The 5977-nt window shown below is 58.2% G+C and carries 4 protein-coding genes; 2 read left to right on the top strand and 2 right to left on the bottom strand.

The window, feature by feature from the left end; translation table 11 throughout:
• The coding region (locus WC370_11365) for a hypothetical protein (protein MFA5310061.1) at nt 1–443 on the top strand (443 nt) is incomplete at its 5' end.
• A 353-nt stretch (nt 444–796) separates the two neighbouring features.
• Here the strand turns inward: WC370_11365 and WC370_11360 are convergent.
• Entirely contained in the window at nt 797–2602 is a 1806-nt protein-coding gene (locus WC370_11360; GenBank protein MFA5310060.1) for a TIGR03960 family B12-binding radical SAM protein, read from the bottom strand.
• Between the two features lie 280 nt (nt 2603–2882).
• On the bottom strand, nt 2883–4253 hold the full coding sequence (locus tag WC370_11355) for an aryl-sulfate sulfotransferase (protein MFA5310059.1): 1371 nt from the start codon (nt 4251–4253) through the stop codon (nt 2883–2885).
• A 203-nt stretch (nt 4254–4456) separates the two neighbouring features.
• Between WC370_11355 and WC370_11350 the strand changes: the two genes are divergently transcribed.
• Nucleotides 4457–5800, top strand: a complete 1344-nt coding sequence (locus WC370_11350) for a trypsin-like peptidase domain-containing protein (protein ID MFA5310058.1) — start codon at nt 4457–4459, stop codon at nt 5798–5800.
• The last annotated feature ends 177 nt before the right edge of the window (nt 5801–5977 follow it).

Here is a 5977-nt window from a genome sequence, read left to right as displayed (position 1 = left end):
ATGGACTACTACAACAACCGACGTATCAAGATAAAGTTAAAGGGCTTGCCACCTGCTATTCACAGACAACAAGCCCTTTTTGCCCTATAATAAAAGTGTCTAGCTTTTGGGGGTCACTTCAAAAAGCCCCCTCTTTTTGTTTTGTGGGTAAAATTGATACCTCCCCGACCTTTTCTCCTGACCCTCCCACCTGTGCTAAAACTCCGGCGGACAAGCCTCTCTGCAGGGGGAAAAGGAAGAGGGGTCTGACCTTTTCTCCTGACCTCCTCTCCGCGGGCAGAGAGGAGGCAATCCAGAGTGTAAAGCTGAGAGTATTCAAACTATTGTCTCCTTCGCTGTCAACGGAGAGGGCGAATAAGTGGGTAAGGTATGAAAAAGCGGTGGGGAAAAGGGGATGGGATTGCTTCGTTACTAAGCGCCTCGCAATGATAAGCGAGCGGTAATGCGCATTTGCGTAATTACTCATATGTCATTCCAGCGCAGCCGTGCCCCGTATGACAATCGGGGGCTGGAATCCAACAATGAAAGCTAACTAAAAGCTGGTATTAACAGTGGATTCTGACCTTCGTCAGAATGACAACGGGGGATTCAGGATGACAACGGGGGATTCAGAGTGACAACACCGGGAAATACGCATTTGCGTAAACGCGCAATTGCTCTTGTGCTCAACTGGAAAATGTTCCCTGCCACCCCGAGATTCTTCGCTTCGCTCAGAATGACAAAAGAGGCTCAGAATGACAAAAAGAGCTCAGAATGACAAAAAGAGCTCAGAATGACAAAAAAGCTCAGGATGACATTAGTGAGAGGCCCGGCACGTCTCTGATTGCTCCAGCCCGCAGGCGTTGCAGTCCCCGGTGCGGCAGTCCGGCGTGTCCGCTTCCTCTTTGGCTTTCTGGTACTCCCGCTTTAAAAACGCCTGGCTGACGCCGGCATCTATATGCCCCCACGGCAGGATTTCGTCCAGGGAGCGTTCGCGGCAGGCGTAGAACCCAGGTTCGAGGGAGCAATCGGCAAAAGCCTTGAGCCAGCTATCATGGTTGTAATGCTCGCTCCAGGCATCGAACTTGCAGCCGAGCTCCCAGGCGCGGTGAATGACCTTGCCCAGCCGGCGGTCGCCCCGGGACACGGCGGCTTCCAGCAGGCTGATGCGGGGGTCGTGCCAGGACAGCCGGACGCCCTTTTGCCGGAGTCCGTTCTGCAATAGCTCCTGCTTGGTGGTCAGCGATTCCCCGCCTTCCTGTTGACTCCACTGGAAGGGGGTATGCGGCTTGGGCACGAAAGTCCCCACGCTCACCCTTATCATCGGCTTTTTGCCGGAGGCCTTTTTGCCCTCGGCGCGGACTTTGTCCACCAAAGTGATGATGCCCACCACGTCATCCAGCGTCTCCGTGGGCAGCCCGACCATGAAATAGAGCTTGAGGCTGGTCCAGCCGCGTTTGAAAGCGGTGGCGGCCGTTTCCAGCAGGTCGGCGTCCGTCACGTTTTTGTTGATAGCGCGCCGCAGCCTTTCGCTGCCCGCTTCCGGGGCGAAGGTGAGGCCGGTGCGGCTGCGGGTGGGCAGGGACCCCACCAGGCGCACGGAGGAGGTGTCCAGGCGCAGGCTGGGGAGCGATACCGCCAGCCCGGGATAGCGTTTGGCCAGCCCCGCCACCAGCTCATTGATGCCGGAATAATCGGACGTGTTCAGGGACACCAGCGATATTTCGTCGTAGCCGCAGGACGCTATAATGTCCCCGGCCGCTTTGATGACTTCCTCGTGGGGGCGTTCGCGCACCGGGCGGTATATCATCCCGGCCTGGCAGAAGCGGCAGCCGCGACTGCACCCCCGCTGCACCTCGATGGCGCCGCGGTCGTGGGTGATTTCTATATAGGGCACCACCGGGTTCACCACCGGCGGCGGCAGCAGGTTCACCAGGCGGCGCTGCAAGCGCGCTTTGGCCGCGGGATGGGTGGGGCTAAAGCTTTTAATGAGGCCGTCGGGGGAGTATTGTACTTCATAGAAGCCGGGCACGTAGACGCCGGGAATCTCCGCCAGCCTGGCCAGCAGCTCTTTTTTGCCCCGCCCCTTTTCACCCCGGTAAACGTCCAGGAGCTCCAGGATAACGTCCTCGCCGTCGCCGATGACGAAGGCATCGATGAAGTCGGACATCGGCTCCGGATTCATCGTGCAGCTTCCCCCGGCGATAATCAGGGGGTGGGAATCGTCCCGGTCCGCCGAACGCAGGGGCAGTCCGGCCAAATCAAGCATGTTCAGCACGTTGGTGTAGCAAAGCTCATAGCCCAGAGAAAACCCGATGATATCGAAGTCCTTAAGCGGCCGCCGACTCTCCAGGGAGGGGAGGGGAATATGGTTCTCCCGCAGCGCCGCCTCCATGTCCACCCAGGGGGCGTAACAGCGCTCCGCCAGCACGTCCGCCTGGCGGTTGAGGATATCGTACAGGATGGGGATAGCCATGTTGGACATGCCCAGCTCGTAGGTGTCCGGGAAAGCCAGCGCCACCTTGATAGGCGTTTCTTCCCAGTCTTTCACGGTAATGTTCCATTCGCCGCCGGTATAGCGGGCGGGCCGGATTACTTTATGCAGGATTTCATCAGTAAGCAAAACGCGCCTCCAGACTTTAAATTATAGGGGTTAAGGCGGCAGGAGGGCAAATGACGGGGTAAAGAAAACGGCCTTGCCCTCTTATTCTCCCTCTCCGCTGGCAGAGAAGGAGACAAAAGATAAATAAATATTGCTGTCCAGGCGAATATGGCGGTTACGGTCTTTGCCGGGGATGGAGCGGCGGGTAAGGGGTTCAGGAGGGGAGGTGGGGGGAAATAGAGGTCAAGTTGTCATTGTTGACAGAAAGGCGCAATCACGCACCTGCGCAAATGCGCAATTGCTAAATCCTTAACCTGGTAACCCTTTCCTTTAGCGCCTGGGGCGAGCCGGGCACCCGGAACTTATTATTATCTATACGCGGCACCGCCTTTTCCTCCGGTTTGGCTACCGGCGCCCAGGCGTACGGCACGCGGTAGGCGCGGTAGATGAGGGTGAACTTTAGCATCCGGTGCGGGTAGGGGCTGACGTATTCCCAGACGGTTTCCCCCTCCCGCGTGACCTCGATAATGCGCCCGCCGTTGCCCTCCGTAATCATGGTGTTGCCGTTGGGCAGGCGCTGTGCCGCGCTCACGAAGGCGCTGTAAAGCCGTCCCGCGCCGGGGCCGGGCGGGGGGTACTGCCACTTGATTTCCAGCGTGATGGGGTCGAGCTCCAGCACCCGGGAAAAGTCCCGCCGCGCGTTATCGATGCCCTGCGGGGCGGCGGGATTGGGAGCGCCGTAGCCGGCCGCGCCGCCGTTATCGAAAACTAGGATGTTGCCCTCCCCCGGCAGCCCCCGCGGTACCAGGTGGGCGTGGTGCTGACCTATTATCTGGCCGATGGCGCGGAGGGCTTTGGCGGCGTTGAACTCGGGGCCGATCTGCCACACTATATTGCCCGACTTTTTACTGATAATGGCGGTGATATTGGTCTGCCGCCCGTCCCAGATGATATTATCCGGGTGGAAGCGCTCATCCCCGGCATCGTAATGCCTGTTGGGACCCAAAGTTGACATCGAGTTCATGTGCATCCAGTCGCCCACGCCGCCGCCGGCGGGTTTCAGGCCGGGGTTGCGCCTCAGGGAGGTTTTGGCCCGCGCGCTGAAGCCCATCTCCTCAAAGTGCTCGCTGCACAACCACTCCCAGGTTATGCGGCCGTTTTTATCCACCTCTATTATCGTGTCGTCCGCTAAAAGCTTGTCGCTGATGTTGGGGTTTTTCAGGTTTTTATGGCAGAGCAAAAGCGTCTTGCCGCCGGGCTTGAACTCCAGGCCGGGCGCGTAATACCCCACCGGGTTCCCCTCCCGCTGGTAGTCATGGTGCTGGCGGGCCATCCGGCGCGGTTTTTGCCGCGGGTCTTTAACCAGCTCGTAATTATCGAACTTCCAGACGATATTCCCCTCCCAGTCCGCCTCCACCAGGTCCAGCATGTCCTGGTAGCCGTACTTCATATTGCGCACGCCGGTGCTGCCCATGATATGCCCGCCGGGCAGCATCTTGTTGGGGAAACCGTCCAGTCCCTGCCAGCGGTGCACCGCGTTCCCGTTCATGTCTATCAGGATAGCGCCGCGACCGTGATTGCGGTGCAGCTCCGTCTGGAACAGGGTAAAGCCGTTCCAGCACCTGGCGGGGTCGTAGATGGTGGTACCGGTGGGAAATACGGAAGGAGGCATGGCGGTTCTCCTTTGCCGGGGAATGAGTACCTACATCTTACCCGACCCGCCGTGATTTTTCTACCCCGCCGCCCTGTGCCATGCTGAACGGACTGAAGAATCCCGGGGCGGGGTTAAGTAAAGACTGACCCCTCAACGTTGACACGAATACGATGATGCTCCATAATTGGACAAAAAAATACACGGACGGTAAGGGAGTGAAAATGAAAATAATAATCGCGGTTGTCAGCGCCCTGCTGGTGATCACCGCCGGCGGCGCCGGGTACTTTATCAACGACCTCAACGGCCAGATAGACAGTCTGCAAACCGAGCTGGCCGGCGTCTCCGGAGATTTGGGGACAAAACTTGATGCCGCCGGTGTAAAACTTGACGATACCGCCGCCCGGCTCGGCGGAGAAATTCAAGCCAGCAGCGCTAACCTTTCCGCCGCTATCGCGGACGCCGGTTCGGCGCTGACGGAGTACACCGCCACCGCGTCGCAGCGGTTCGCCACTATTGAAGGCGATATTACAGATACCGGCCATGTTATCGATGACTTAGCCTACCGGACCGGGGAAACGGAGGAGGCTTTCAGAACCTCCGTTCTCCAGGCAGCACAGCTTTATGATCAGGTCAAACAGTCCATTGTCATGATTTCCAACGGCCAGTACCTGATCGGCTCCGGCTTTATTGCGGCCGGGATCACCGGCTCCGGTATCGTTATCCCTAAAACGGTGGTGACCGCTTATCACGTGGTGAAAGACCTGCCGGAGATATTCGCCACCCTTGACGACGGTCGGACCTGTAAAATGCTGGTCTGGGCCAAATCAGAGGAGACGGACATCGCCATTCTGAGGTTCATGGCTGATGATGGCTCCGGCGGGATGGATTTATCGGCTTTAACGCCGCTTTCGCTGGCGGATTCACGCGGGGTGAAGGTGGGCGACCCCGTATTCGTCCTGGGCAGCCCCGGCGACGGGGAAGAAAGCCGGCTGGGACTGAAAGAGACGCTGACCTCCGGCGTTATCAGCCAGGTCGGCCGCGGGGTGACCGTCAGCGATATTTATCAACCCAATCTGCTGCAAATCGACGCCGCCGTCAACTTCGGCAATTCCGGCGGCCCGCTTTTTAATATCGACGGAGAGGTAATCGGCGTCGTCACCGCCCGGATAAACCCGGAGCAGGGGGACGGCATCAGTTTCGCGGTGCCTTCAAACCAGGTCGCCAGGGTAGGGAAAGCGATAGTTTACGGCCAGACCGGCCCCTTTACATATGAAATCCCCTGGCTGGGGGTTACCGCGCGGGACATGCTGCCGCTGGAAGTTTTCGCCAACAATAATAACTTCACCGGCGGCGCCAGGGTCACGGCCGTGACCGGCCCGGCGAGCCTGGGCGGCGTCAGGGTGAACGACGTTATAAAAAAAATGGACGACCGGGTAATTAACGATTCCGATGAGTTCTTTGCCGTCCTGGCCGAATATTACTCCCCCGGCGACTCCATTACGCTGGAAATCTACCGCGACGGCAGCCTGGTACACGTTACGGTGGACGTGCGGAAAAAGCCATAACCGGAATACATGGGGAAAACCTCACCCCCTTTAGTTCCCCCTCTCCGTCGACGGAGAGCAACTGTGTTAATTTATACATATTGCCAAGCTCTTTGATGTTTTAAAATTGAGTTCATGATAGTGAGCAGCCGCCTCATGCAGGCGACGAGGGCTACTTTCTTGGCTTTTCCTCTTGCC

Source organism: Dehalococcoidales bacterium (genome assembly GCA_041652735.1).
Taxonomy (GTDB): domain Bacteria; phylum Chloroflexota; class Dehalococcoidia; order Dehalococcoidales; family RBG-16-60-22; genus RBG-13-51-18.
The sequence above is the reverse complement of the archived record's forward strand: the minus strand, read 5'-3'. Positions and strand labels throughout refer to the sequence as shown.

Coding starts and splice junctions, on each gene's coding strand:
- WC370_11355 (MFA5310059.1), bottom strand. CDS start 4,253: ATGCCTCCTTCCGTATTTCCCACCGGTACCACCATCTACGACCCCGCC.
- WC370_11350 (MFA5310058.1), top strand. CDS start 4,457: ATGAAAATAATAATCGCGGTTGTCAGCGCCCTGCTGGTGATCACCGCC.